Genomic DNA, 25,740 nt, shown 5'->3' with positions numbered 1-25,740 from the left:
ATGTTTGAGAAAGAGTACGATGTAATAGTTGTTGGTGGCGGGCATGCAGGAGCAGAAGCCGCAGCAGCGTCTGCAAATATGGGTTCCAAAACGTTGTTGGTCACCATGAACCTTCAAAATATTGGACAGATGTCTTGTAATCCTGCTATGGGCGGAATTGCCAAGGGGCAGATAGTTCGAGAAATAGATGCGCTCGGAGGTTATAGTGGGATTGTTACCGATAAATCTGCAATTCAGTTTAAGATGCTGAATAAGTCTAAGGGCCCGGCGATGTGGAGCCCGAGAGCTCAGAATGACAGAATGCGTTTTGCGGAAGAGTGGCGATTGGGTTTGGAGAACACACCAAATGTTGATTTTTACCAGGAAATGGTTTCTGGTTTGTTGGTCGAAGGTGATACTATCGTTGGCGTTAGAACATCTTTGGGCATTGATATTAAGGCCAAAGCAGTTGTATTAACAAATGGAACCTTTCTAAACGGACTAATTCATATTGGTGAAAAGCAATTTGGAGGAGGTAGGGCTGGTGAAAAAGCCGCAACCGGTATTACGGAGCAGTTAGTTGATTTTGGTTTTGATAGTGGACGAATGAAAACAGGAACACCACCACGGGTTGATGGCCGTTCATTGGATTATGATAAAATGATTCCACAACCGGGAGATGAAAATCCAGAGAAGTTTTCTTATTTGGAAACACCTATTTTAAGAGAGCAACGTGATTGCCATATGACCCACACGAGTGCTTTGGTTCATGATTTGTTGCGTGAAGGGTTTGATCGTTCCCCAATGTTCAATGGCCGGATTAAAAGTATAGGACCGCGATATTGTCCTTCAATAGAGGATAAAATAAACCGTTTTGCGGATAAGGATTCCCATCAAATATTTGTAGAACCTGAAGGATGGCATACGGTTGAAGTTTATGTGAATGGATTTTCTACCTCGCTTCCTGAGGATATTCAGTATAAAGCATTAAAATCCGTAAAGGGTTTTGAGCAGGTTAAGTTCTTTAGACCTGGTTATGCTATAGAATATGATTATTTTCCGCCAACACAATTAAGGCATACGCTGGAAACAAAGCTTGTAAACAACCTGTATTTTGCGGGCCAAATTAATGGTACTACAGGCTACGAAGAAGCGGCCTCACAAGGATTGATGGCGGGTATAAACGCACATCTAAAAATCAACGAGAAAGAACCTTTTATCTTAAAAAGAGATGAAGCATATATAGGTGTCTTGGTCGACGATTTAATTACCAAGGGCACAGAAGAACCGTACCGAATGTTTACCTCCCGTGCGGAATATAGAACCTTATTGCGACAAGATAATGCCGATTTACGATTGACGCCTAAAAGCTTTGAGATTGGTTTGGCGAGCGAAGAGCGTTTGAAAAGAATGGAGGACAAGCAACATAAGTCCAACAGCTTTGTACATTTTTTTAGAAAGACGAGTTTTACTCCAGAAGAGATCAACCCTATTTTAGAGTCTGTTTCTTCTTCACCAGTACGCCAATCCGATAAGCTTTTTAAAGTTTTTTCCAGGCCAAAAGTTACTATGGAGCATATGCTTCGGTTAGAATCTGTCTCATCGTTTGTTAACGAACATGAATTTAATTCCGAAGTGCTTGAGCAAGCAGAAATTCAGGTTAAATATTCTGGATATATAGAAAAGGAAAAGAATAATGCGGATAAATTGCATCGCCTTGAAAATGTAAAAATCCCCGAAAACTTTGATTATTCAAAGCTAAAGTCGTTGTCTTATGAGGCAAGGGAAAAGCTGGAATCGATAAGGCCCGTTACCATATCGCAGGCCTCTAGAATAAGTGGTGTTTCTCCTTCGGATGTTAGTGTGCTATTGGTTTTTCTAGGCAGATAGCCTTGGTTTTGTTCCACGTGGAACAAAAGCTATTTTCTTTACTTTAAAATATGCTTTGGTTTAGTTTTTGATTCCATCTTCTTATCAAAAACAACCTTAACGATGTATAAAATAATCGCATCATTTCTATTGGTTTTAGTAGTATGTTCCTGTACTCCTTTCCAAACGGCCCCAACAATAGACGATTATCAAATTACCAAAGGAGCACAATTAAAAGAAGGCCTTCCCGAAAAGAACTTATTTGTGTTTGAAGACCCAAAAGACGCAAATGAGTTTTATAACTATATCAACACAAAATTTAATTTAGAAAACTATTATGTTGATGTAGAAGTGCCTTTTAATCTTGATGGGAAAAACTACTTTTTGTCGTTTTACGAGATAGAAATGCTAGATAGAACAGTGGATGCTTTTGGTACTATTTTAGGAATTATAGCTGGTGAAGAACTAGAAGAAGAACCAGAAGAATTTAAACATTATATCGCCATCGAAGTTTTTAGTTCCGTCGAAAATGACTGTTTAAAGGATACATATCCATCAAGGGAAAGTATAGTAGCGCACCTTAATATTTTAAAAAGTGAATATTTAAACGGAAGAAACTGGAACAGACAGGTACGATGAAATATTTGGCAATAACCAATGGCTTGATTTTTGATAGTTTTATTTCATCAATCCAATACCAATGAAGAAAATAATAGTCCTGTTACTTTCCGTTATTGTTTTGACCTCATGCATTCCAATTAGAATTGCTCCAAATATCAAAGACCACAAAGTAACAAAAGGCAAAAGATTCAAAAGGGGTCTGCCCAAAAAGACCATGTTTATTTTTGAAGACCCCAAGAATGAAGATGAGTTCTATAATTACGTCAATACTAAATTTCAGCTTCAAGACCATTATGTAGATGTGGAAGTTCCATTTGAGCTTGAAAATGAAAAATACTACTTCTCTTTTTATGAAGTGGAAATTCCAACAAAAACAATTAATCTTATCCCTTTATTTATTGATGGTGTTTTAAGTCAAACAACAGATATGGACCCACTTTTGGAAGATGCACATGCATCAAGAATTGGAAACTGGTACATTGCCATTGAAGTTTTTAACGATAAAGAAAAGGATTGCCTTCATGAAGATTCCGAATCTAGAATCAAGGTTTTACCGTATCTTGGACAACTGAAAAAAGAGTATTTGAATACGGTGAACTACAATGAGGTTGTTTTTAAAAACTAAAGACTTTTCTGTTTCAGGAGAATCCTTTGAGCTACGTCAAGATGAAGAGTTTGATATGCTCATTACACATCCCCAACCTGAGAATTTAGCTAAATATTACGATAGTGAAGTCTATATTTCTCATACAGACGCTAAAACTTCTTTGGTAGATAGATTATACCATTGGGTGAAGGGCTACAGTTTAAAAAAAAAGATTCAAATTATTGATAATCAGATAGATGAATCAAAATCTTTATTGGATATAGGCGCAGGAACAGGTGATTTTTTAAAGAGTGCGATTTCAAAAGGATTTAAGGTAGCGGGAATCGAGCCAAATCAAAAAGCAAGAACCAATGCAGAGCTGAAGGGGATTACACTTCATCAAGATTTGGCAGATGTAAAAAATCATAAATTTCAAGTAATCACCATGTGGCATGTGCTGGAGCATTTGCCAAACCTACAAGAGCAAATAAAGCAGATAGCGCAGTTGTTGGAATCCAATGGAACATTGTTTGTGGCAGTTCCAAATTTTAAATCGTTTGATGCGAAGTATTATGGAACACATTGGGCGGCTTATGATGTGCCTCGGCATTTATGGCACTTTTCAAGACAATCTATCCAAATGCTTTTTGAAAAAGAGAAGATGGAGGTTGTTTCAATAAAACCTATGTTGTTCGATGCTTTTTACGTTTCATTGCTTTCCGAAAAATATAAGGGCAATCCGTTTTATTTGATCAGTGCTTTTTTCGTTGGACTGTGGTCAAATATTAGAGCGTTCTTTTCAAAAGAGCACTCTTCGCTGATTTACATCATTAAAAAGAAGGATTAGTTGTTTTCAAGGCTTTTTAGCGCCATTCTTTGGTTTTGCCTTGTAATACCGTTTCGAATAAAAGAAATGCTTTCTAAGGCATATTTCTGAAGGCACTAAGAATAAGAAACCCTGATGAGGTCTTAGCTTTAAAATAGAAATCCCTTATACTTTAAAAGACAGCAATATAGATTCATAAAAATAAGATAATGATCATTCAAAAAGCTTTTCTATTTTTGCGCATCATTAAAAAAGGAAACATGAAAAAAATTATAGTATTTGTATTTGCCTTAACCGCTGTTGCGTGTCAACAGGATAAAATAGGTTATGTTGACAATGTGAAGCTTATGGACGGCTATCAAGAAAAAAAAGATGTTGAGGCAAAGTTCAAAACTAAAGTAGATGCCCTGACGAAGAAAAGGGATAGTATTTCCCAGGCATTTCAAATAGAACTTCAAGCATTTCAGGCTAAAGCGCAAAAAATGTCTCAAAAAAATGCACAAGAGGAATATGGCGTACTTCAACAAAAAGGGCAGTTCGTGGGCCAGCAACTGCAACAAGAAGAGCAACTTTTACAACAAAACAGCCAAGCAGAAATGGATTCTTTGGTAAGTAAGGTGAAAGATGAAATCAAAGCCTATGGCAAGGCCAATGGGTACACCTATATTTTAGGTGGCGGCGATGGAGGAGCAGTATTGTACGGAGAAGATGCCAAAAATCTAACAGGTGAAGTCTTGAAAATCTTGAACGACAAGTACAAAAAATAAGAGTAACTAATTAATGTTCATCTTATCAAAGACCTCCATTTCTATGGAGGTCTTTGTTTTTATCCATAAACCTTTCAGCGATTACATCTATAATTTGATGATATGTATTCCATGCCTGGTAAACATCCTTCCCCCATGTTTTAATACTTTTTTTGCACGATATCTCATCCACAGAATCGTTTATAACATCAAGCACGGTACTTTTTCCTCTTCGCAATAACGAAGGGGTGATCAGGATTTCATTAGGTTTTTCGACCTTATACATTTTTAAGCAGTCGCTTAGCAATGCGGAAAGATTGTAATCCCAGATAACGCCATATTCAAAAATTAAATGTTGTCTGGTCAAATGAAAATGATTGTTCCATCTTCCATGAATTTCTGAATGCTGAAGTGTGTGGGCATCGACAGCTAGAAAACGGTAAAAATGATTTTCTTTTTTTGAATAATCTATGATTGGGAATCCAAGATTAAAAACCTCAACACACTCATGTACGCCCCTAGTGGTTTTAGCACCGCAGAATTGACAGTGACCCTTACTTTTTAGCGTAATGCCGTTCTTTTGGGCAAAGGAGCTATAATCTTGCATTTTCCGAAGACCTAATTCAGAAGTTGGATCTTTCTTGAAAAAATATTGTGAAATGACAACTTCTATCTGGACTAATTTATTGGTGTAATAAGTAGACTAAAAATATAGTCGGCACAAAATAGATAACAATGGTCTTGGCTCCCTCATAATCCTTGGCGACACGTTGCCCAAACAAAAGCATTAAAAGTGTTATCGCAGACAGCATTGCACCATAAAAGCCAATAACGCTTTCACCAGAAGCGATAAACTGAACCATTCCCACAACCGATAAAGTACCAGAAACCAACTCCAACAACAAAATAATGCCCAAAAGCAATGGAACGGAGTTCTTTAAAAAAGTCTTTGAAAAATGACCGGTAAGCCAAGACAAATTGCTTTTCCAATCCAATACTTTATCGACACCGCTCTGCAAAAAAGTAATGGCTAAAAAAAGGAAAAGTAGAATTTGCACAGGGTAGTTAAAAATGTTGTCCATAATAGGGTAGTTTTTAAGCTGCTTTGGTATGTAGCAGCCTCGTGAGTTTTATAGAGAGATCAGTAAAAATAATTTTAGAGTTCCCATTGCGTTCCACGTGAAAGATTGCCTTTTCAAGTTCCTCAACAATGTTCATAATATTGTTTTCGTGCACAAAAGGCGCAAATTTGCGCAGGTCAAAACCTTCTAAATGTATCTTGGCGTAAACCAGACTCTCCACCTTGTAGTTTAGTAAAAGTGCTTGTCGCATCATCGTTAGGCAATAATTTAAAAATTGTTTTTGCACCTCTCTGCCGGTTTTGGCTACTTCATCGCTCCACAAAATCAATTCCTGTATCGCACCTTTGTTTCCTTTAGCTTTAAATGCACTACGTACCCATTGTACAAACCAACGTTCAAACACCAAATCTTCCGAATCTTTGTTCAGTAGATCAAGAGCCTTGTTAAAGTTTCCATTGGCTTCATGAGCAATAGAGTGTGCTTCACGTTCCTGTACACTTTTTGTCATTAAACCTTCGGCTATTGCAGTTTCGCTCAAAGGGGGAAAATTTAGAATCTGGCACCTGGATTTTATGGTATTGATAATTTGTTCCTCATCCTCTGCGATTAAAAGCAGTACGGTTTTTTCGGGAGGCTCTTCAATAAGTTTTAAAAGTTTATTGGAAGCAGAAATATTCATTTTTTCCGCCATCCAGATAATGAACACTTTATAACCTCCTTCATACGATTTTAAAGAAAGTTTCTTTACAATATCCTGAGCTTCGTCAACTCCTATTTGACCTTGCTTTTTTTCAATGCCTATCAATCTATACCAATCAAAAAGATTGCCATAAGGTTGCTCTTTTACAAACTGTCGCCAATCCTGTAGATAATGATCGCTTACCGCATGGGACTTTACTTTATCGGAATTCGAAACGGGGAAGGCAAAATGTAGGTCGGGATGGGTCAGCGTACTGCATTTGGTATTACAAACTAAATTTTCTCCATCGTTTTCCCCATTTTGATTGTTGCAAAGTAAATATTGGGCATAGGCAATGGCCATGGGCAATGTACCCGAGCCTTCTGGCCCTATGAACAATTGCGCATGGGCTACCCTACCGGAATCAGCAGTAGTGGCAAGATGGTTTTTAATGTGCCCGAGTCCTAAAACGTCTTTAAAAAGCATGTTCAAAGATACATTTTTTAGGTTCTGAAAAGTTTAGCACTGTTTTCAAACAGATATCCCCAGAGCAACCCCAAAAGACATTTGAAGTTCTGAGCATCAAACTTCAAAAAAAGATTTGCTATAAGATTTGTACTAATTCGTGTCCAACAATTCCAAAGGAATTAAAATCACATGAAATTAAACCTTAAAATATGACAACTGTTACCCCTTCAAAAAGCAGGAAATCTTTACTTTTGAACTTACCTATAAATAGATACAGATGAAGACCATAGACGATTATAACTTCAAAGGAAAAAAAGCATTGATCCGTGTAGATTTTAATGTGCCTTTAGACGATGATTTCAATGTAACGGATACCAGCAGAATCGATGCTGCAAAACCTAGCATATTGAAAGTTTTGGAAGATGGCGGGTCTGCTGTTTTAATGAGCCATCTGGGAAGGCCAAAAGGCCAAGTGAATCCAGGCATGTCACTATCCCATATTTGCGAAAAGGTATCCGAAATTATTGGCGTTCAAGTAAAGTTTGTGGGCGATTGTATTGGCGATGAGGTTACAAAGGCCGTGTCAGAACTAGAAGACGGTGAAGTACTGTTACTGGAAAACCTTCGTTTTTATGCTGAAGAAACCTCAGGTGATGCCGCTTTTTCAGAGAAACTTTCCAAACATGGCGACATCTATGTTAATGATGCATTTGGAACGGCACATAGAGCGCACGCCTCAACTACGGTCGTTGCCGACTATTTTGAAGGGAACAAATGCTTTGGATATCTTTTGGCAAAAGAAATAAAGGCGATAGAAAAAATAATGCAAACTGGGGAGAAACCCGTAACAGCTATTTTGGGGGGTGCAAAAGTTTCATCCAAGATCACCATTATTGAAAACATATTGGACAAGGTTGACAATCTGATCATTGGTGGTGGAATGACCTACACGTTCATAAAAGCGCAGGGCGGTCAAATAGGGGATTCTATCTGTGAAGACGATAAGATGGATTTGGCCATGAATATTTTAAAGCAGGCAGAAGAAAAAGGAGTTGCGATTCATCTGCCGGTAGATGTTCTGGCAGCTGATGCATTTGATAACGGGGCAAACACCCAATTTGTTAAAGTAAACGAGATTCCTGATGGATGGCAAGGATTGGATGCAGGGCCACAAACGTTAGAAGCCTTCAAACAGGCTATTTTGAATTCCAAAACCATACTTTGGAACGGACCTGTTGGCGTTTTTGAAATGGAAAGTTTTGCAAAAGGAACCATTGCCGTAGGGAACTTTATTGACGAAGCTACCCAAAATGGTGCTTTTTCCCTTGTAGGAGGCGGAGATTCCGTTGCGGCAGTAAAGCAATTTGGCTTCGAAGAGAAGGTAAGTTATGTGTCTACCGGAGGAGGTGCAATGTTGGAAAGTTTAGAGGGAAAAACACTTCCTGGAATAGCTGCAATATTGAAGTAATAAGGGCGTTATGATTTAATAGGGGAAATCCTAGGGTGGTATGTTTTTAGGCTGAAAGCTTTAATATTTCAGAAAAAAACACCATTTTCGTTTGCCCCAAAAATAAAAAAAGCCTTGTCCAAAATGAATCAAAATTTAAAAACCGTTGCGCTCGTAGCACTTCTTCTTTCAACACGATTACTCGTAGCACAAGTACAAGATTCCATTGGGACACAACAAACGGAAAATAAAACACTTAAAACAATATCTGCCAAGACAGATTCCGTTTCGGGAAAAGAGATAGTGCCCTTACAGCTAAAAGCTACAGAAAACACAATCGATGGTGAGAGGGGATTGGTGGAAATAGACGGGAAAAAAGGATTCAAGCTTCAAGACTTGGAAGAAGCTAGAAAATACGATAGCTTGTGGCTAAAGGAACTGCACAATAGCGCACAACTGTTCAGTGAAATGCTTTTGGAAGTTCAAAATCCAGAAACAGAAGCGACAACCTTAATAGACTTGCCAACGGATACTTTGAAAGCGCGATTGGCCAGAATCGATGAGAAGACTCCTTTCAATATTGCCTATAATCCATCACTGGAAAGTGTAATAAAATCTTTTTTGACAAGAAAAAAGGATTTGATGCAACGCATGCTAACGGCGAGCCAATTTTATTTCCCACTTTTTGAACAGGAACTGGATAACTATAATATTCCTCTGGAAATAAAATATTTGGCAATCATAGAATCTGCGCTGAACCCACGTGCCAAATCGCGGGTTGGTGCAAAGGGCCTTTGGCAGTTTATGTACAGTACAGGAAAAATGTACAATTTGGATGTTAGCAGTTACGTAGATGAACGCAACGACCCCATCTTAGCCACCAAGGCAGCCAGTAAATATTTGTCCAAATTGCATAGTATTTTTAACGATTGGGATTTGGCCCTTGCGGCTTATAATTCTGGCCCAGGCAATGTAAACAAAGCGATAAGACGCTCTGGCGGTTATAAAAATTATTGGAATATCCGTAGAAACCTTCCACGCGAAACAGCAGGATATTTGCCTGCGTTTTTGGCAACGATGTATATTTTCGAATATGCGGAAGAACACGGACTCCAGTACAAAAAAGCAGATAGGCCTTATTTTGAAACGGACACCGTACACGTAAAAAACCTTATCACTTTTGACCAGATTTCAAAATTGGTGGATATAAGCACAGAAGAGCTGGAAATGCTAAATCCTGCGTACAAGCTTAATATTATTCCCAAAATAGAAGGAAAGACCTACACACTTAGATTGCCTGTAACCAAAATCGGAAAATTTGTAAGCAACGAGGATGCCATCTATGCCTATGCAAAAAAAGAATTGGATTCTCTGGAGAAACCACTTCCACAATTGACCGTAGCAAAAGATCAGGTTAGGTATAAGGTTAGAAGTGGGGATTACTTAGGAAAAATCGCAGAGCGATATGGTGTTGGCGTGAGTCAAATAAAAAGATGGAACGGTTTAAGGAGCAATAATTTAAGGATAGGGCAACGGCTTACCATTTTTCCAAGAAAACCGTATATCGCCAAACAAGCTACGGTCAAAACCAAATCGTCAAAATCAACATCTTCGGTAGCTTTGGCAGATGGCACAAAAGTACACACTGTGAAAGAAGGTGACTCGCTCTGGACTATTTCAAGAAAATATCCGGGTATTTCTGTAGACAATTTACGAGAATGGAACGGTCTTAGTGGTAACAATCTAAAACCGGGCACAAAACTAAAATTGTGCGATTGTTCTTCGTAAATTTAACACAAGATGAAAAAATCAGGACTATTTTTATTCACCATCTGTATGGTGATGTTATTATCATGTAAAGAAACAGGACCAAAGGAGCGATTTCTTCCGCCCTCTACAGGTGGTATAAACTCCCTTATGGTCGTTATGGATACTGAACTATGGAAGGGCGGGGTCGGTGACAAGATTAGAGAACATTTTGCCGCACCTGTGCTAGGACTACCACAAGGAGAACCCAAGTTTACCATAACCCATATTCCAACACAAGTTTTTAAAGGAGCAACTGCGTATTCACGCTCGGTGCTTTATGTAGAACAGGATACACTTTCCCTCGCGCACATAAAATCCGATGTATATGCCAAGCCCCAAAAAATAGCGGTGGTCAAGGGCGAAACGTATAATGACCTTGCAGGCAATATCGATGCTTTGGCGGATAAGGCTATAGAAGCTTTTAAGGGCGTAGAGATTTCAGAAGCCCAAAATAGGTTTATGCGTTCTTTGAGCAAGGATGATGCGCTCAGTAAAGAATTCAATATAGATTTAAAAGTACCTTCTTTATATAAAGTGGGAAAGCGTGAAAAAAACTTCATATGGATGGATATACAGATTCCTAAAGGCTATATGAATATCATTGCTTATGAAATGCCATGGAACGCTTTTGACAACGACTCTACTTTTGTTGATGATATCGTCAAAATGAGGGATTCTATTGGGGAAAAATATATTCCCGGACCAGATGTACCAGGAAAGAAAACTTATATGATGACCGAAAAGGCCTTTGCCCCCTACATTGCTCCAGTGGAAATTGGAGGTAAGAAAGCAGCAGAAGTCAGAGGAATTTGGGAAATTAACGGATATCCAATGGCAGGACCTTTTCTGACCTATATTATCAATGATAAGGAAAACAATAGAAAGCTTGTTTTAGAAGGGTTTACATTTGCCCCCTCTGCCGAAAAACGGGATTATATGTTTGAATTGGAGGCTATTTTAAAGACCGTAGAATTTGAACAAGGTTCCTAGGCGACTCAACAATTATTTTGGATAAAATAAAAAGCCCGGTTCAATTATGAACCGGGCTTTTTGTTGCTGTTAATTGTTTCTTTAGTCAAAAGCGAATCCTGTTGCAATCCGATAGACAAAAGCATAAAGTACGATAAAGAACATGACAAAACTGAACCATGCAAATACCTTAAAATATTTTTTTATTAGAATATGTCCAAGGTTACGGAAACCTTCTAGGTATATCTCTTTAACAAGTAGTAAATTTTTCATATGTATGCATTTAAGATTTAAAGACAAGGCAAAGATTAGCTTTTCATGGTGTGGAGAGAAAACTATAAGATGAAAGGCAAAAAAATTGTGATGAAAACCGACAGCATCCCTGAAAAACCCATGAACCACAGGGTTTTATCGACAAAATACAATGGTTGAATTGCAATATGCCGATGTAAAACCAGTTTTGCTGCTTTTTAAGCTTATTATATAAAAAACAAACCCCCGGCCAAGGAGCCAAGGGTTCATCATATTAAGCAATCACATGAAAAAATTGGTAATGTATGAGGCTAAAGTAAAGAAGACTTCAGGATATAAATACCTTAAATTGACGAATGCCCCTTTTGAGTTGACGAATGGAGCTTTTAGGGGTTAAGAAAAAGGAATTAGTTATTGATTGTAGGGTTTTAGATGATTCGAAGTCCGCATGAGGTACGAAATACGAAGTGTGAAGTTTTTTTGACGGGTGGGCGATAGCAGGTAATTTGAAGTATGAAGGGCAAAGTTTTTTGTGGACAGGTAAAAGTTAAAAGGTGAAGTTTTTGAACGTTTGTGTTCTACTACTTATAGAAAGGTTCGGTATGAAGCGAATAGCTCGAGGCACAAAGTCTTCAATTGCAAGATGAAGGATGCCGATGTAAAAAAGCAGTTTTGAAACAACGAACCTACATTTCTACAATAATAAACTCTGAGCGTCTGTTCTGTCTGTGCTCGGAAGCGGCACACGGTGTTCCGTCCTCACAACCGTTCAATAGTTTTTCTTCCCCGTAGCCTATTGCGCTTTCTATTCTGGAAGCATCTATCCCTTGAGATACGATATAGGCTTTGGTAGCTTTAGCGCGTTTGTCAGAGAGGTATTTGTTGTAGCTGCGATTTCCTCTAGCATCGGTATGGGATTCAATCTTGATGACCATGCTTGGGTTTTCCTTCATGACACCGACAAGTTTGTCCAATTCTGTAGCGGCTTGTTTTTTGATTGCAAACCTATCAAAATCAAAATAGATGGCCTCTGTTTCAAATTTAAGTTCACCCTTCTCCTCTACAAGCACACCGTTTTCCTCAGCAATTAGTATCTCCAATGGCTTTAAGGATTGTGCTACAGTAACGCTCTCATTGTCTCTTGTGGAAACTGATGTGCTTTGTTCTTCATACTCTTTTTTAACGGTGTTTATAGTGTATTTAGAAAGCGGGTCAAGGTTTTCAAAGATAAAAGTACCATCAAGAGCTGTTGTGGTTTCAGCTACCCAAGCATTATCCTTATCAATTAAGGTAACGGTCGCTTCTGAAAGAACTTCTCCGGTTTCCAGGTCTTCAACAATCCCAGAAATAGCATTTAGATTGACTATATTCTTAAAAGAGTAAATGTCGTCATCTCCTTTACCACCTTCCCTGTTGGAAGCGAAGTAGCCCTCTTGGGTTTCTTCATTGATGATATAAGAGAAATCGTCTCGAGTACTGTTAATGGGCATACCCAAATTGGTTGCCGTTCCAAAAACACCATTGGCATAGTCTGCCTTATAAACATCTAGCCCACCAACGCCCATGACCCTATCAGAAGAGAAATAAAGTGCGTTTTCCGTGATAAAAGGAAACATTTCCTTTTTATCGGTATTGATGTTTCGACCTAGATTTTTTGGTTCTGAGAACGTACCATCTTCCAGAATATCTACTACATAGACATCTGTAAGCCCATAACCACCTGGCCTGTCCGACGCAAAATACATTCTTTTTCCGTCTGAGCTTATGGCAGGATGTCCGTTGGAATAGTTTTCACTATTAAAAGAAACGCTTTTAGCCTTGGTCCATTCATCATTAACAAAATTGGATTGATAAATTTTTAGGTGATTAATGCCGTTCTTTCCACGCTTTAGCTTTTTTCCATAATTGTTTCTGGTGAAATAAATGGTTTTCTGGTCTGGTGAAAAAGAGATAGATGCCTCATGATATTTTGTGTTGATGTTTTTAGAGAACTTTTTAGCATTCGTTAAATCTCCATCCGTTTCATTTTTCTTGGCCGTGTACAGGTCAAGAAAAGGTTGATTGTTCCATTTATAGTTTCTTGTAGTTAAGAAAGCAGAATCTTTGGCCGAGGTAAAGACGACCTCATTACCATTGTAGAACATTGGAGAGAAATCGGAATATTCAGAATTGATCGACATGTTTTTTATATCGACTAAGGCTCTTCCGTTTAAAGCCTTGATTTCTTTTTCGACCTCTTTCTCGGTCATTTCTCTTTTTTCGTTGAATTCCTTGGTGAGTTTAGCAGCCCTTCTATAGCGACCAGTACCCTTTAGGGTATGAGCATATTTAAAGAACGTTTCTTCGGTTATGCGATCATTGTAGGATTCATACAGTTCGTGGTACCATTTATAGGATTTTTCCAAGTTACCACTGTAATAATGGGAATCACCAGCTTTGGAAAGCAATTTGAAGGTATGGACTTCATTACTTTTTTCCAGAACCATATCATAGATTTTTGCAGCTTCTGCATACCACATCTTTTCAAAAAGGGCATCTGCCTTTTTTATCAACCTTTCCGATGCTCCTTTTTTGCGTATAAATCTTGCTAATTTTTTATCTTCAACATTATCGAGCTGTTGAATAAGTTTTGTTCTTGAAGATTCAACAATTGCATCATTTGAAGCCTCTTCGTCATCAAACTGTAAAAAAGAAATGGATTGTGCTTGTAATCCTGTTACAAGTAAAAGAGATAAGGTTGATATCAGATATTTCATAATACTCCATCTGAACAGTGCCTCGTAAGAAAAATCAGTTTTAAACGGGGCATTCTGCATTTAACGTAAGTTTCAAACGCTAAAATAGAACAACGAGGTACCTAAAATAACTTTTTGTTGTGAAAGGGTGTATTTGTAGCGTGTAGGCAGTATAAATAAGGTTTTGCGCAGTAATGCCTGTAGATACAAGACACTGGAATTGGAAAGGGATTACTTGTGGTGCGGGAATTAAGATTCGGACTCTTTGCCGCCCTCCAATTTCTCCTCTTCTTTTGATGCGTCCTTAAACTCTTTTATACCACTGCCCAAACCTCTCATAAGTTCGGGAATCTTTTTTCCTCCAAAAAGCAAAAGAACTACCAGTACGATAAGTACAATTTGCCATGGGCCAAGCATACCAAGATAAATAGTTTGAGCAATCATAGTATCAATACTTTTAAAGTGAAAGGTAAAATTACTAAAAAGAACCTTAAGGCTCTAGGTATTAACGAAAATTAGTGTCTAAGATTGTTTATGGCCTTTATAGAAAACCTTTGTTGTGTATTTAACCCATTATTTGTAGACATAGCAAAGGCAAGAAAAGTAAAAAAAGGTGAAATTATAGTATAAAATGCGAAATTCATATAGAAAAGAACGACTCAAGGTTAGTTCATTGTAAAAAGCTTAACACCAAAATTAAAATCTAAAGTTATCTTTGTTCATTATGGGAAAGGACAAGAGAAAGAGAAAAGAGATAAAACGCAAGTTATTGCACAAGTATCGCTTGGTCATACTCAACGAGAATACTTTTGAAGAAAAGATATCTTTTAAACTAAGCAGATTGAACGTTTTTGTCACAGGAACTCTTTTTATTATTGTATTGATAGGGCTTACCACACTCTTCATTGCATTTACACCGCTTAGAGAATACATACCGGGGTACTCTTCTACGAGATTGAAAAGACAGGCCACGGAACTTACCTATAAAACGGATTCATTGGTCACTGTTTTAAATTATACCAATAGGTATTTAGATAACGTTCGTCTAGTATTGCGAGGAGATATTGAAAACAATGAAACGAACCGTGATTCATTGTTCGAAAAATTTAAACTAGACCCATCCACAATAGACCTAACCCCCATAAGAGAAGATTTGCTCTTGCGCGAAGAGGTTGAATTAGAAGATAAATACAATCTTTTTGAAAGAAATATCGAAAATGTGGAGACCTTGTTGTTTTCTCCCATTAATGGAACGGTCTCACAAAAATTCGACCCAAAGAACAAGCACTTTGCCGTTGATGTGGTCGCACCTAAAGATTCCCCAGTAAAATCAATAGCTAATGGCACCGTTTTGTTTTCCGAATGGACAACAGAAACAGGTTATGTTATTATTGTTAAGCACCAAGATAATCTTACCTCTGTTTATAAGCACAATGGCTCTTTGACCAAGTCGCAAGGGGATTTGGTGCGTGCAGGAGAAGTTATTGCATCAATTGGTAATACAGGCGAATTGACCACGGGCCCTCATCTTCATTTTGAATTATGGAAAGCGGGGAAACCAGTAAACCCATTGAATTATATTGATTTTAAATAAATGTCGTTAAAAGCATTTGCCGCAAAACTTTTTGCCAGGAACATTGTTAGAAAAACAAGTAAATGGGCAGATAATCCTATAAGGACACAACAAAAAGTTTTTGAGCACCTTATTACCAAAGCAAAAGAAACGCAATTTGGCAAAGACCATGACTTTTCGGCTATTAAAACTTTTGATGACTTTGCAAAAAAAGTGCCTGTTAGGGATTATGAAGCACTTAAGGGGTATGTAGAAAGCATAATTGCAGGTGAGGACGATGTTCTCTGGCCAGAAAGGCCTATTTATTTTGCCAAAACATCGGGTACAACTTCTGGTGCAAAGTATATTCCAATTACCAAAGAATCGATAAAGCATCAAGTTGAAGCATCTCGTAATGCGATTTTAAATTATATCCATGAAACGGGCAATGCGGATTTTGTAGACGGTAAAATGATTTTTCTTCAAGGCAGTCCAATACTGGAAGAAAAAGGAGGGATAAAATTAGGGCGTCTTTCAGGTATTTCTGCACACTATGTTCCCAATTACCTTCAAAAGAACAGACTGCCCAGCTGGGAAACCAACTGTATCGAAGATTGGGAAACCAAAGTAGATAAGATTGTGGAAGAGACCGAAAATGAGGATATGACCGTAATTGCGGGAATTCCTTCCTGGGTTCAAATGTATTTTGAAAAGCTCAACACAAAATCAGGAAAAAAGGTTGGCGAACTTTTTAAAAACTTCCAACTTTTTATATATGGAGGTGTAAACTATGAACCGTACAGGGCCAAGTTTGAGAATTTGATTGGACGCAAGGTGGATAGTATTGAGCTATTTCCTGCAAGTGAAGGCTTTTTTGCCTATCAAGATTCCCAAAAGGAGTTGGGAATGCTGCTGTTGCTCAATTCAGGAATATTTTATGAGTTTATAAAAGCGGATGAATTTTTTGAGGAGGATGCAAAGCGCTTGACCATAGGCGAAGTAAAGATGAACGTTGATTATGTCCTTATCATTTCTACGGATGCTGGTCTTTGGGCCTATAACATTGGAGATACCATTCGGTTTATTTCATTAAAGCCTTACAAAATTATTGTTTCTGGAAGGATAAAACATTTTATATCGGCATTTGGGGAACATGTCATAGCAAAGGAAGTGGAGGAAGCATTAAAAACAGCGGTTTCAAATACAGATGCCTTGGTAAACGAGTTTACCGTTGCGCCGCAAACTTCTCCGGAAGATGGTGAGCTACCGTATCATGAATGGTTTATTGAATTTGAAAGACCGCCATCGGAAATTTCTAAATTTTCAGAGTACATAGAGCAAAGTATGCTGCAACAGAACAGTTATTATTTAGATTTGATTGAAGGGAATATACTTCAGCCCTTAAAAATCACTCAAATAAAACTGGGTGGTTTTCAGGATTATATGAAATCCATTGGCAAGCTGGGAGGGCAAAATAAGGTGCAACGGCTTTCCAATGACCGAAAAGTTGCAGACGATTTAGCCAAGTTTCAGATTTAGACTTTGAACAAACTGTTTTCTTTCATTCGAATTCGTGTATTTTTGTCAGAAGTTAATTATGGCAAACAAAGTAAAACAAACAACCAGGGCCCAAGAATCGACCAACGCAATCGAACGGTTATACATTACCATGCGGCATTTGCTCAACCGCGGATTTTATAAGCCTTCAGGAGTTTCTGGGAATGCGCTGCGCAATGCCTTGCTTCTATTAAGACCGGAAATCTACGGCTCGGTGGCCGAAGATAAAGCAGAGCTCAACGGGCTTATTTATGTATTGGAACGTTTGCCAGAAGGTATTGAGGAGTGTAGGTTCATCAATTTAACTTCGGATGAAGGATTTTCCAAATCGCACCTAAAGGCAATAGTACCACCAAAACGGAGAAGAAACTGTTATCGTATTGACGATGAGCAGATGAACATTGAGATTACGCGAGGAAGAAGCGATATTTATGATATTCTCACACACCTTACTTTTTTGTTCATAGAATCTGGTAAAATATGTAAGCGTGTCTTGGTTGAAGAAGGCAATGATACCACAAGGGATTGGACGAAACTGGCGGAATTTGTCCAAAGCGAAGAAAAGGATGATTCAGAACGGGAAGTAGCGTTTATACATACGGCCAATATATTGGGAAGAACGTTTGAAGATGTGGTCGAGATTGAGAACAAACTCAGCACGAAAGATAATCCTGATCGCTTTCTAAACTTTATTTATTGGCTTGGAAAATTGGCCATTGAAGAAGAGACTACGGGTAACAAGCGTACCATTACTTTTAGCCCTATACTGCGTGAACGACTAGGACACCATATTCATGGGGAGCGCTGGGCAGAAACAATAAAGCAAACACTTAGCAAACATAATTTACTACACAGGCCACTCCATATTATAAGTGCGAACATGCATAGCGTTATGAACTCCTTGTTTGCCAAAAAAGCTCTTGCCAAGGATTTTCCTGATTCTGAATCTTTGGATATTTATGAAGCCTTAAGCTCTACCAAGAACAAGGAATTTTCAAAAAAAGTGAAGGATTGGGGAGAAAAGAACGGCATGTTGTTTATAGATGACAAATCTGGAGCCAACATAGATGTCCAACTTTTTGATTCCGCAAAATTTGGAAACAATACATGCTGTTATGATTTGTCCGATACAGTTTCCAACGAAGAAAAACCCGTTATATTTGTGATGGATTATGCTTTTGGCGAGCAGGCATTTGAAACGATAGATGAACTTTTAAAGCCATTTTCGGAAGAAAGCGAAAAAAAGTTCCTGAACGTAGATTCTATATCCATTATGGGAAAAGCAGGTATTTTGGAAGGTGGTAAAGGGGATTTAATGATTCCTTCTGCGCATATTTTTGAAGGTACTGCGGACAACTACCCTTTTAAAAATGAATTGAATGCTTCAGATTTTGAAGGCAATGGATTGAAAGTTTTGGAAGGCACGATGGTTACGGTTTTGGGAACATCACTTCAGAACAAGGATATTCTTCGGTTTTTTCATGAATCGACATGGAACGTAATCGGGTTGGAAATGGAAGGAGTTCATTATCAAAAAGCGATTCAATCTGCTTCTAAAATCAGAAAAAGTATTAAAAAAGATGTAAAAGTTCGCTACGCGTATTACGCCTCGGACAATCCTTTGGAAACGGGGAGTACTTTGGCCTCTGGTGGACTGGGAGCTACAGGCGTGAAACCAACATATTTGATAACGGACAGAATTTTAAAACAAATATTCAGCACATAAGATGGCAGATCAACCAGTAAACAGTAATTCATCCGATGAAATAGATTTGGGACAGTTGTTCCAACTGATAGGAAAAGGATTCAATAAAATTGGGCTTGCTTTTTTGAAATTGTTCCTGTACTTAAAAAAACATGCCTTGATATTGGGAGGATTAATTATTATAGGTTTGGCTGCCGGTTATGGGCTGAATCAGGTTACGGAAAAAAAAATGAAGATAGAAGTCATTGTTAAACCTAATTTGGAGAGCAAGGATTATCTATACAATGTTGTGGAAGAAATAGAGAATAATTTAAGAGCTGAGAATTTCCAGTTTTTTACAAGAATTGGTATAGATACTTCCAGCTTACGAGAATTTAAAATCGCTATTTCCCCTATGGAAGAGGAAGAAAATGCAGAGGAAAATTTAGCGTATTTAGAACTTTTGGGAAAATTTCAAGGGAACGAAGATTTTTCAGATGTTATTAAATCTGAACTTTTAAATAGAAGTGAACCTAGCCATATGATTACATTTCTATTCAAGGATATTGATAAAGGTAGGGTCTTTGCCGAAAAAGTGATGCAATATATTAATGCAAATACATACCTTAGAGACCTAACAGAGGTCGCCAAGCAAAACGCATTGGACCGTATCGAGAAAAATGAAATTTTTGTCGATCAAATAGATATTTTAATTTCTGCTTATACAAAGAGCCTTGAATCTGAAGGTGAACAAATCAAAAATCAAAGAATTACATTTAGTGCCGAAGAGAAGACAGAGATTACGGGTTTATTCGAACTCAAAAATCAATTGATTTATGATATTGAGCTCAAAAAGATAGCGCTTAAAGAACAAAAAGACCCTATAAACATCATTAATTTTGGGAGTTCGCAACAGGTGAAAAAAGCTTTTTTTGGAAGAAGTGTTATTTTGATTCCTTCACTGTTGCTTTTACTCTTTTTGGGTATTTCTGCGTTGATTGCGATAAATAAACGAGCATCCAATCTTACTACTTAAGTATTATATTACTTAAAATGGGTCGAATTTTAAATCTTAAAAGTTTCTATTGAAAAAAAAACGTAATCTTATCGTTTTTGGAACACGGCCAGAAGCTATTAAAATGGCACCATTGGTAAAGGAATTTCAGAAACATCCAAATATTTTTGAAACACGGGTTTGCGTAACGGCTCAGCATAGAGAAATGTTGGATCAGGTACTTCGCTTTTTCGAAATCATACCTGATTATGATTTGGATTTGATGCGACCAAATCAGAATTTACATACGCTCACAGCAGCTATAATTACACAACTTAAAACAGTATTTGATGAGTACGAGCCTGATTTTGTCTATGTTCATGGAGACACGACCACCACAATGGCATCTAGTTTGGCAGCGTTTTATGCTGGAGTAAAAGTATGCCATGTAGAAGCTGGTCTCAGAACTTTTGATATGCAGTCCCCTTTTCCTGAGGAAATGAACAGGAGTGTTACCGGGGTAATTTCAAATGTACACTTTGCACCAACAATTACCTCAATGAAAAACCTACTCAAAGAGAACAAAGAAAGCAACACTATTTTAGTTACTGGAAATACTGTCATAGATGCATTAAAGTATAGTGTCAACAAAGTAACATCGGTTGATTTCTATGACTCAGAAGTGGCTGAGTTGAATAGTGTAATTGATACAGAAAAGAAGGTGATTTTAGTTACGGGACATCGCAGAGAAAACCACGGGCAGGGCTTTATTAATATTTGTGATGCTTTAAAGCAACTTGCGATTTCTTATCCGAAAATTCAAATTGTCTATCCAGTGCATTTGAACCCAAATGTTAAAAAACCAGTCCACGAAATGCTGGGAGATATTGATAATATTAAATTAATTTCCCCTTTGTCTTATCCAGCATTTGTTTGGTTGATGAACAAGTCTTATATGATTATTACGGATAGTGGCGGGGTACAAGAAGAAGCACCTAGTTTGGGAAAACCGGTCTTGGTTATGCGGAATACTACCGAGCGACCAGAAGCGGTTGAGGCTGGAACGGTGATTTTGGTGGGAACGGATAGGCAAAAAATCATTTTGGAATCAACAAAATTGCTTGAAGATGGACAAGCCTATTCAAAAATGAGTATGCTTCACAATCCATATGGAGATGGCAATGCATGTAAAAAAATAGTAGATTATATATCTAAAATTCAATAATGGATAAAAAACCTGAAGTTGTGATGATGGGGCTCGGTTATATTGGGCTTCCCACTGCCGCTTTGATTGCTCAGAACAAAACCTCGGTTCATGGGGTAGACATTAATCCACATGTTGTCAAAACCATAAATGCTGGTAAAATACATATTATTGAGCCAGAGTTGGATAAAGCCGTTGAAAGCGCTGTAGAGGATGGATATCTAAAAGCTGATATTACTCCTGTTGAAGCTAACAACTACCTTATAGTGGTTCCAACACCTTTTAAGGATAAAAATGAGCCAGACACGTCATTCGTTCATGCAGCTACAGAGGTTATCATTCCCCTTTTAAAAAAGGGAGACCTTTATATCATTGAATCTACATCACCCATTGGCACAACTGAAAAGATGATGCAATTTATCTTTGAAAAAAGACCGGAACTAAAAGGTCAACTCCACATAGCTTACTGTCCAGAAAGAGTGCTCCCAGGAAATGTTATGTTTGAACTGGTAAATAATGATAGGGTAATTGGCGGAGTTGACAAGGCATCAACCGATAAGGCGGTAGAATTTTACTCTCAATTTATTAAGGGACAACTTCATAAAACCAATGCTAGAACAGCCGAGATGTGCAAATTGGTGGAAAATTCCTCTAGAGATGTTCAAATAGCATTTGCAAATGAACTATCGCTGATTTGTGATAAAGCGGACATTAACGTTTGGGAACTGATAGAACTTGCAAATAAACACCCCAGAGTAAATATATTACAACCCGGATGTGGAGTTGGAGGACATTGTATCGCAGTGGACCCCTATTTTATAGTTGCCGATTACCCTATGGAGTCAAAAATTATTGGGACAGCTCGCGAGATAAATAACTATAAGTCTTTCTGGTGTGCTGAAAAAGTTAAGAATGCCAAATTGGAGTTCGAAATAAAACACGGAAGAAAACCAAGCATAGCATTGATGGGCTTGGCCTTTAAACCAAATATCGATGATTTGAGGGAATCTCCTGCAAAGTATATAGTTCAAAAAGTACTTCAAAATGCGAATGATGAAGAATATTTTATTGTGGAACCTAATATAGAAAGCCATAAGGTATTCAAGCTAACCAATTATCAAGAAGCGGTAGAAAGGGCAGATATCGTTGTTTTTTTGGTTGCTCATAATGAGTTTAAATCTATTGAAATAAACGAAGGGACGGTAGTCTTGGATTTTTGCGGAGTCGATAAGAAGCGAATTCTATCGAACAACTTCTATTGATGAAACTCTTAAATGGTCTAAATAATCAATTTGTAAAAAACGTTTCGTTTTTAGCTTCAGGAACTTTTATAGCTCAATGCGTGGGAGTCTTGGCAGCCCCCATACTCTCTAGACTATACGATCAAAACGATTTTGGTTATTTAGGAGGTGTGGTGACACTATCTTTGATACTCTCCAGTACGGCGACCTTAAAGTTTGAAATGGCCATCGTCCCTGCAAAGCAGGATAAAGAAAAAAATGCATTGATAATGCTATCGACGGTTAGTCTGGTTGGTTTTGTTTTGTTTTTTTGTTTGGTAGGTTTGTTTGACCCAGGAGTTCTGAAAGCTCTTAGTGGGATAGAATTTGGTGTAAAAGGAACATTGCTTATTGGCACATTGTCATTGATCTTAGGGGTTAATGCCATATTAATACAATTAACAAACAGAGAAAAAAAATACAAGCGGTTAGCCAAGAAATCCATTTTTGATAAATTATCATTGACCGGGAGTCAGCTTCTTTTAGCTTTTTTTATCGGTACAGGCATAAGCTTGGTTCTAGGAAACATTATTGGAGCTGTTTTTGGCCTGTTAATACTTCTCCCACCTTTTTGGAAAGAATTGATTTCAATCAATCATAATATTAGAGTTTTAAAAAAAACAGCAAAAAAGTTTTACCGATATCCACTTTATACTGCTCCCCAAAACCTGTTAAATTCGGTATCACAAGGTTTACCTGTTATCATGTTTGGAAGTTATTTTGGTGTAATTGAAGTAGGGGCATATTTTTTTGCCATGCGAATTTTACAACTACCATCAGCTTTAATTGGTAATTCGGTAAGACAGGTTTTTTTTAAAGAGGCAGCTGAACATGATGAAAACCATTTGCTTTTGAAAAAGAAGTTTAAAAAAGTCACTTTTACATTGCTTTTAGTTGCTTTGGCCCCAATGGGTGTTCTTTTTTTTATGGGAGACTCAATTTTCGCTTTTGCTTTTGGTCCAGAGTGGACTAAGGCGGGCGATTATGCCAGTTGGATGTTTCTTTGGGTCGGTCTTATGTTCGCAAACCCACCTTCATCTGCAATGTATTATATATTAAATAGGCAAAAGCAACAATTGTTTATTGAAATAGTTTCTTTTACTCTAAGATTTTTTAGTCTTTATTACGGGGGTCTTGCTGGAAGTATGTTACTAAGCGTAAAGCTTTTCTCATTAACAGGGATACTTGTAAATCTTATATATATCGGGTACATTTTTTATATTTTGGAACATGGAAATTTTAATAGGAGGTGATGTATTTTTAGGAGGGGCCATTGAGAACAGAGCAATAAACGAACCTCACAAAATTTGGGGCGATTCTTTGGAATTGTTCTCAAAAGCGGATTTATCCATTATAAATCTGGAATCTCCTATTACCACTGAGAATATAGGGATATCTAAAACTGGCCCTTGTATAAAAGCTTCAACCAAGAGCGTTGAGACATTAAAGAAGGCAGATATCAATCTAGTTACATTGGCCAACAATCACATCCTTGATTATGGAGAAGCAGGTCTTTTAGAAACTATTCGAACATGCCAAGAGAACAATATTGAGTTTGTGGGAGCAGGAAAGAATTTGAAAGATGCCCAAACACCGTATTTTATAGAATCTGAAAATCAACGGATTGCAATATTAAATTTTGCAGAAAATGAATGGGCCTCAGCAAAAAAGGATAGTGCAGGCGCAAACCCAATGAACTTTATAGACAATTTAGCCCAAATAAAGGAAACAAGAAAAATAGCTGATTTAATTATACTAATTATTCATGGTGGACATGAGTTTAATCCCTATCCTAGCCCAAGGATGGTAAAACAATATCGATTTTATGCAGATAGTGGTGTGGATTTAATAGTCGGCCATCATACACATTGTGTTAGTGGTTTTGAAATTCACAACAATGTGCCTATAATATACAGTCTTGGCAATCTTATTTTTCATAATACGACAAACTGGGAAAACTGGTTTACAGGTATTCTATTAAAATTTAATTCAAAATCAATCAAAAAATTTGAGATTATACCATTTCACCAAAATATAGATGGTATACGCCTATACTCCAAACAAGAAAAAGAAACTTTCTTTCAAGATACTGTATTGCCAATAAATAAAGCCATTGAAAATGAGAGTGAACTACAAGAGAAATGGAGACTGTTTGTTGAAAAAGAATATGCGAATAGGCTATTTATATTAAACAGTAAAAGATCTATTTTTTTTAGGATACTTAAAAAAATTGGGTTGCAAAAAAAAGTTTTAAATAGAAGAGACTTAATGGACCTACACAATTTCTTTAGATGTGAAGCACACTATGACTTAAGTTTGGAAGTATTGGATAAATTTCATAGGACAGAATAATGCTAGTTGCGATACATAAAAGGTTGGGTAGTTTTAGTGATAGATGGGTTCGATATTGTGAAAATAATAAAATCGAATACATTTTGGTGGATTGTTATTCATCAGATATTATCGAGCAGTTAACAGGCGCAAAAATTTTGTTGTGGCACTGGGACCAAGAAGATTATAAAGCAGTATTGTTCGCCAAACAATTGATATATGCGCTTGAAAAGACCAATATAACTGTGTTTCCATCTATTGACACGTCTTGGCATTTTGACGATAAAATTGGACAAAAATACCTATTTGAGACATTGAAAATCCCTTCGGTTCCCAGCTACGTTTTTTTTGAAAAGAGTAAGGCCCTTGAATGGGCCGCCACAACTTCATATCCAAAAGTATTCAAACTAAGGGGGGGGGCTGGCGCAATTAATGTGAAGCTGGTCAGGACAAAAAGTAAGGCTAAAAAATTGATAAAAAAAAGCTTTGGGTCTGGATTTGGTGTTAGTGGACGTAGAGCGTTGTTCTATAATCGAATCTGGCATTTTAGGAAGGAAAAGAACCTAAAAACACTATTGGGTATTTTTAAGGGCATTGCACGTCTCTTTCTTAAATCAAGACTAGAAAAGGTTAGTGGAAAAGAAAAAGGGTATTCCTATTTTCAAGATTTTATACCGAACAATAAGTCAGATATTAGGATAATAGTAATTGGAAATCGTTCTTTTGCCATAGAGAGATTTGTGAGAAAAGGTGATTTTAGGGCTTCTGGAAGCGGTTTAATACGCTATTTGGACAATCAAACTATAAATTTTGAAGCATTAAAAATTGCATTTGAATCTACAAAAAAAATTGGGTCACAATGTATTGCTTTTGATTTTGTAATTGATGAAAAAAAGAAACCCGTAATTGTAGAAATCAGCTATTCTTTTTCTATAGCAGCATATGACCCTTGTCCAGGGTTTTGGAACAGTAGTTTGGAATGGACTAAAGGAAGTTTTGTTCCACAAGAGTTTATGTTGGAAGACGTAATTAAAGAACATCAGCAAGCTTGAGTATAAGTTTTGGCATTA

The 25,740-nt window shown here is 37.4% G+C and carries 23 protein-coding genes; 17 read left to right on the top strand and 6 right to left on the bottom strand.

From position 1 onward, the window contains the following. From mnmG to LV716_RS07580, 5 genes are all read left to right on the top strand, one after another. Positions 1-1,869, top strand: a complete 1,869-nt coding sequence (gene mnmG, locus LV716_RS07600; RefSeq protein ID WP_163417145.1) for a tRNA uridine-5-carboxymethylaminomethyl(34) synthesis enzyme MnmG — start codon at positions 1-3, stop codon at positions 1,867-1,869. 102 nt (positions 1,870-1,971) lie between these two features. After that, positions 1,972-2,487, top strand: coding sequence for a hypothetical protein (locus tag LV716_RS07595; protein ID WP_163417144.1), 516 nt, complete (start codon positions 1,972-1,974; stop codon positions 2,485-2,487). A 61-nt stretch (positions 2,488-2,548) separates the two neighbouring features. Continuing rightward, a complete protein-coding gene (locus tag LV716_RS07590; RefSeq protein WP_163417143.1) occupies positions 2,549-3,094 on the top strand; it encodes a hypothetical protein in 546 nt (181 codons plus the stop codon). After that, positions 3,072-3,902, top strand: a complete 831-nt coding sequence (locus LV716_RS07585) for a bifunctional 2-polyprenyl-6-hydroxyphenol methylase/3-demethylubiquinol 3-O-methyltransferase UbiG (RefSeq protein ID WP_163417142.1) — start codon at positions 3,072-3,074, stop codon at positions 3,900-3,902. Before LV716_RS07590 ends, LV716_RS07585 begins: the two co-directional genes overlap by 23 nt. A 239-nt stretch (positions 3,903-4,141) precedes the next feature. Beyond that, complete coding sequence (locus LV716_RS07580; RefSeq protein WP_163417141.1) at positions 4,142-4,648, top strand: OmpH family outer membrane protein; 507 nt, start codon at positions 4,142-4,144, stop codon at positions 4,646-4,648. Between the two features lie 25 nt (positions 4,649-4,673). On the opposite strand, the gene LV716_RS07575 is transcribed toward LV716_RS07580, so the two are convergent. The 3 genes from LV716_RS07575 to LV716_RS07565 all read right to left on the bottom strand — a co-directional run bounded on the left by LV716_RS07575 (position 4,674) and on the right by LV716_RS07565 (position 6,874). Beyond that, the gene (locus LV716_RS07575) at positions 4,674-5,234 is read right to left on the bottom strand and encodes a DUF5946 family protein (RefSeq protein ID WP_163417140.1); all 561 of its coding nucleotides are present in this window, start codon (positions 5,232-5,234) and stop codon (positions 4,674-4,676) included. A gap of 76 nt (positions 5,235-5,310) precedes the next feature. Continuing rightward, a complete protein-coding gene (locus tag LV716_RS07570; protein ID WP_163417139.1) occupies positions 5,311-5,709 on the bottom strand; it encodes a DoxX family protein in 399 nt (132 codons plus the stop codon). A gap of 13 nt (positions 5,710-5,722) precedes the next feature. Beyond that, positions 5,723-6,874 (bottom strand): ATP-binding protein, encoded by a 1,152-nt coding sequence (locus tag LV716_RS07565; RefSeq protein ID WP_163417138.1) that lies wholly within the window; start codon positions 6,872-6,874, stop codon positions 5,723-5,725. Between the two features lie 259 nt (positions 6,875-7,133). On the opposite strand from LV716_RS07565, the gene pgk reads away from it, so the two are divergent. The 3 genes from pgk to LV716_RS07550 all read left to right on the top strand — a co-directional run bounded on the left by pgk (position 7,134) and on the right by LV716_RS07550 (position 11,102). Beyond that, positions 7,134-8,324: a phosphoglycerate kinase gene (gene pgk, locus LV716_RS07560; RefSeq protein ID WP_163417137.1), complete on the top strand. Its 1,191-nt coding sequence runs from the start codon at positions 7,134-7,136 to the stop codon at positions 8,322-8,324. Between the two features lie 123 nt (positions 8,325-8,447). Then, positions 8,448-10,091: a lytic transglycosylase domain-containing protein gene (locus LV716_RS07555; RefSeq protein ID WP_163417136.1), complete on the top strand. Its 1,644-nt coding sequence runs from the start codon at positions 8,448-8,450 to the stop codon at positions 10,089-10,091. 12 nt (positions 10,092-10,103) lie between these two features. After that, positions 10,104-11,102, top strand: a complete 999-nt coding sequence (locus LV716_RS07550) for a DUF4837 family protein (RefSeq protein ID WP_163417135.1) — start codon at positions 10,104-10,106, stop codon at positions 11,100-11,102. An 81-nt stretch (positions 11,103-11,183) separates the two neighbouring features. Here LV716_RS07550 and LV716_RS07545 read toward each other — a convergent pair whose 3' ends face one another. The 3 genes from LV716_RS07545 to tatA all read right to left on the bottom strand — a co-directional run bounded on the left by LV716_RS07545 (position 11,184) and on the right by tatA (position 14,512). After that, on the bottom strand, positions 11,184-11,354 hold the full coding sequence (locus LV716_RS07545; protein ID WP_163417134.1) for a DUF6747 family protein: 171 nt from the start codon (positions 11,352-11,354) through the stop codon (positions 11,184-11,186). A 665-nt stretch (positions 11,355-12,019) separates the two neighbouring features. Then, complete coding sequence (locus LV716_RS07540) at positions 12,020-14,149, bottom strand: OmpA family protein (protein WP_233759257.1); 2,130 nt, start codon at positions 14,147-14,149, stop codon at positions 12,020-12,022. Positions 14,150-14,317: 168 nt separating this feature from the next. Then, positions 14,318-14,512 (bottom strand): twin-arginine translocase TatA/TatE family subunit, encoded by a 195-nt coding sequence (tatA, locus tag LV716_RS07535; protein WP_163417133.1) that lies wholly within the window; start codon positions 14,510-14,512, stop codon positions 14,318-14,320. 280 nt (positions 14,513-14,792) lie between these two features. Here tatA and LV716_RS07530 point away from each other — a divergent pair, with 280 nt between their 5' ends. The 9 genes from LV716_RS07530 (at position 14,793) to LV716_RS07490 (ending at position 25,722) form a co-directional block, all read left to right on the top strand. After that, on the top strand, positions 14,793-15,662 hold the full coding sequence (locus LV716_RS07530; protein WP_163417132.1) for a M23 family metallopeptidase: 870 nt from the start codon (positions 14,793-14,795) through the stop codon (positions 15,660-15,662). Beyond that, positions 15,663-17,159 (top strand): GH3 auxin-responsive promoter family protein, encoded by a 1,497-nt coding sequence (locus tag LV716_RS07525; protein ID WP_163417131.1) that lies wholly within the window; start codon positions 15,663-15,665, stop codon positions 17,157-17,159. Between the two features lie 58 nt (positions 17,160-17,217). Further along, complete coding sequence (locus LV716_RS07520) at positions 17,218-18,903, top strand: hypothetical protein (protein ID WP_163417130.1); 1,686 nt, start codon at positions 17,218-17,220, stop codon at positions 18,901-18,903. Position 18,904: 1 nt separating this feature from the next. Further along, a complete protein-coding gene (locus LV716_RS07515; protein WP_163417129.1) occupies positions 18,905-19,897 on the top strand; it encodes a hypothetical protein in 993 nt (330 codons plus the stop codon). 103 nt (positions 19,898-20,000) lie between these two features. Beyond that, positions 20,001-21,080, top strand: coding sequence for a non-hydrolyzing UDP-N-acetylglucosamine 2-epimerase (gene wecB, locus LV716_RS07510; RefSeq protein WP_233759274.1), 1,080 nt, complete (start codon positions 20,001-20,003; stop codon positions 21,078-21,080). After that, the gene (gene wecC / locus LV716_RS07505; RefSeq protein WP_163417127.1) at positions 21,080-22,321 is read left to right on the top strand and encodes a UDP-N-acetyl-D-mannosamine dehydrogenase; all 1,242 of its coding nucleotides are present in this window, start codon (positions 21,080-21,082) and stop codon (positions 22,319-22,321) included. The genes wecB and wecC overlap by 1 nt, the downstream gene beginning before the upstream one ends. Continuing rightward, positions 22,321-23,592 (top strand): oligosaccharide flippase family protein, encoded by a 1,272-nt coding sequence (locus LV716_RS07500; protein WP_163417126.1) that lies wholly within the window; start codon positions 22,321-22,323, stop codon positions 23,590-23,592. Before wecC ends, LV716_RS07500 begins: the two co-directional genes overlap by 1 nt. Beyond that, the gene (locus LV716_RS07495) at positions 23,570-24,691 is read left to right on the top strand and encodes a CapA family protein (protein WP_163417125.1); all 1,122 of its coding nucleotides are present in this window, start codon (positions 23,570-23,572) and stop codon (positions 24,689-24,691) included. The genes LV716_RS07500 and LV716_RS07495 overlap by 23 nt, the downstream gene beginning before the upstream one ends. After that, a complete protein-coding gene (locus LV716_RS07490) occupies positions 24,691-25,722 on the top strand; it encodes a hypothetical protein (RefSeq protein WP_163417124.1) in 1,032 nt (343 codons plus the stop codon). The genes LV716_RS07495 and LV716_RS07490 overlap by 1 nt, the downstream gene beginning before the upstream one ends. Positions 25,723-25,740 lie beyond the last annotated feature (18 nt).

It is taken from the genome of Flagellimonas sp. HMM57, assembly GCF_021390175.1.
In the GTDB taxonomy this organism is placed as follows: Bacteria; Bacteroidota; Bacteroidia; order Flavobacteriales; family Flavobacteriaceae; genus Flagellimonas.
This window is presented reverse-complemented; position numbering and strand designations above follow the sequence as displayed.

Excerpts from the sequence above, each read along its gene's own strand:
- mnmG (WP_163417145.1), top strand. The coding sequence starts at position 1 with ATGTTTGAGAAAGAGTACGATGTAATAGTTGTTGGTGGCGGGCATGCA.
- LV716_RS07595 (WP_163417144.1), top strand. The coding sequence starts at position 1,972 with ATGTATAAAATAATCGCATCATTTCTATTGGTTTTAGTAGTATGTTCC.
- LV716_RS07590 (WP_163417143.1), top strand. The coding sequence starts at position 2,549 with ATGAAGAAAATAATAGTCCTGTTACTTTCCGTTATTGTTTTGACCTCA.
- LV716_RS07585 (WP_163417142.1), top strand. The coding sequence starts at position 3,072 with ATGAGGTTGTTTTTAAAAACTAAAGACTTTTCTGTTTCAGGAGAATCC.
- LV716_RS07580 (WP_163417141.1), top strand. The coding sequence starts at position 4,142 with ATGAAAAAAATTATAGTATTTGTATTTGCCTTAACCGCTGTTGCGTGT.
- LV716_RS07575 (WP_163417140.1), bottom strand. The coding sequence starts at position 5,234 with ATGCAAGATTATAGCTCCTTTGCCCAAAAGAACGGCATTACGCTAAAA.
- LV716_RS07570 (WP_163417139.1), bottom strand. The coding sequence starts at position 5,709 with ATGGACAACATTTTTAACTACCCTGTGCAAATTCTACTTTTCCTTTTT.
- LV716_RS07565 (WP_163417138.1), bottom strand. The coding sequence starts at position 6,874 with ATGCTTTTTAAAGACGTTTTAGGACTCGGGCACATTAAAAACCATCTT.
- pgk (WP_163417137.1), top strand. The coding sequence starts at position 7,134 with ATGAAGACCATAGACGATTATAACTTCAAAGGAAAAAAAGCATTGATC.
- LV716_RS07555 (WP_163417136.1), top strand. The coding sequence starts at position 8,448 with ATGAATCAAAATTTAAAAACCGTTGCGCTCGTAGCACTTCTTCTTTCA.
- LV716_RS07550 (WP_163417135.1), top strand. The coding sequence starts at position 10,104 with ATGAAAAAATCAGGACTATTTTTATTCACCATCTGTATGGTGATGTTA.
- LV716_RS07545 (WP_163417134.1), bottom strand. The coding sequence starts at position 11,354 with ATGAAAAATTTACTACTTGTTAAAGAGATATACCTAGAAGGTTTCCGT.
- LV716_RS07540 (WP_233759257.1), bottom strand. The coding sequence starts at position 14,149 with ATGCAGAATGCCCCGTTTAAAACTGATTTTTCTTACGAGGCACTGTTC.
- tatA (WP_163417133.1), bottom strand. The coding sequence starts at position 14,512 with ATGATTGCTCAAACTATTTATCTTGGTATGCTTGGCCCATGGCAAATT.
- LV716_RS07530 (WP_163417132.1), top strand. The coding sequence starts at position 14,793 with ATGGGAAAGGACAAGAGAAAGAGAAAAGAGATAAAACGCAAGTTATTG.
- LV716_RS07525 (WP_163417131.1), top strand. The coding sequence starts at position 15,663 with ATGTCGTTAAAAGCATTTGCCGCAAAACTTTTTGCCAGGAACATTGTT.
- LV716_RS07520 (WP_163417130.1), top strand. The coding sequence starts at position 17,218 with ATGGCAAACAAAGTAAAACAAACAACCAGGGCCCAAGAATCGACCAAC.
- LV716_RS07515 (WP_163417129.1), top strand. The coding sequence starts at position 18,905 with ATGGCAGATCAACCAGTAAACAGTAATTCATCCGATGAAATAGATTTG.
- wecB (WP_233759274.1), top strand. The coding sequence starts at position 20,001 with ATGGCACCATTGGTAAAGGAATTTCAGAAACATCCAAATATTTTTGAA.
- wecC (WP_163417127.1), top strand. The coding sequence starts at position 21,080 with ATGGATAAAAAACCTGAAGTTGTGATGATGGGGCTCGGTTATATTGGG.
- LV716_RS07500 (WP_163417126.1), top strand. The coding sequence starts at position 22,321 with ATGAAACTCTTAAATGGTCTAAATAATCAATTTGTAAAAAACGTTTCG.
- LV716_RS07495 (WP_163417125.1), top strand. The coding sequence starts at position 23,570 with ATGGAAATTTTAATAGGAGGTGATGTATTTTTAGGAGGGGCCATTGAG.
- LV716_RS07490 (WP_163417124.1), top strand. The coding sequence starts at position 24,691 with ATGCTAGTTGCGATACATAAAAGGTTGGGTAGTTTTAGTGATAGATGG.